Consider the following 1,030-nt stretch of genomic DNA (forward strand, 5'->3'; position numbering starts at 1 on the left):
TTCGTCAGGCCAGAGATTTACCGCCAGCTTCCTTCAGATTCGCAGTCACCCACGACACCCTTGCTTTTGGTTAACGCTTCCCACTATCAAGGCGCGTTCGGGACTCTCACCCTATAGCTTGCGCCCGTGCCGGGCGCACACAAAAAAAGGGATAACGCTTCTGCATTATCCCTTTTTAATATATCGTGTTAAGCGATTAGCTTAAAGCGTTTACAAATTTGGTAAGCTTCGATTTATTGTTAGAAGCTTTGTTTTTGTGAATAACGTTCTTTTTAGCCAAACGATCCAGCATCGAGATAACTTTCGACAATAGAGGTGTAGCATCAACCTTAGTGGTAGTGCCTCTTAATTTTTTAATAGCGTTCCTGGTGGTTTTTGCCTGGTACCTATTGCGCAGACGCTTCGCAGCGTTTGACCTGATTCTTTTTAAGGATGATTTATGATTTGCCATCGTTCAGCGTGTTATTCTTTCTTTATTTTTAGAGGTGCAAATATAGGTTGATAAATTTTAATTTGCAAGAGTGTTGATATTATTTTTCGATTAACGGGAAAGTTTGCTATCCAATTGCTATAAGCATCCCCAAAAACGCCCTGTACAACACCATCCGCAGAAAAAACGTGGTGTTTATCGGCCTGTCCGTATAATTCCGCTCGCCAAAACGGACGGACGAATGATGGTTGATTGTTGAGTAGTTGATTGGGTGAGTGGTTTTATCTGCGAGATATTTGGTATGAAAAACGCGCTGGCGACTTTCAATCACTCTCCTAATCAAACATTCACCATCATGGCGTTGCCTTCGGCCCGTGCTTTGCAGGGCTACGCTGCGCTCCGGCCCCTTACCCCGCGCTCCGGTCCACCACACCGTGGCTAAACCCTTCCAATCCTGAGGACACATTCTCTTTTTACACAGGAACTAGCTGCATATTGAACTGCACTGCCATTTTTTCAAGTTGCTTTCTTTTTTGTTCTTGTAACCTGTTCTCATAGTCTTGTATCCCTTTTTCTACGAACTCTGTACCATTGGTCATC

Annotated in this window: 1 protein-coding gene; it reads right to left on the bottom strand. The window is 43.9% G+C overall.

Annotation, left to right across the window (positions count from 1 at the left end):
* Window positions 1-196: 196 nt before the first annotated feature.
* On the bottom strand, window positions 197-451 hold the full coding sequence (rpsT, locus tag AC1DYT_RS26700) for a 30S ribosomal protein S20 (RefSeq protein ID WP_067190882.1): 255 nt from the start codon (window positions 449-451) through the stop codon (window positions 197-199).
* Window positions 452-1,030 lie beyond the last annotated feature (579 nt).

This window comes from Mucilaginibacter sp. P1_D10, assembly GCF_056406215.1.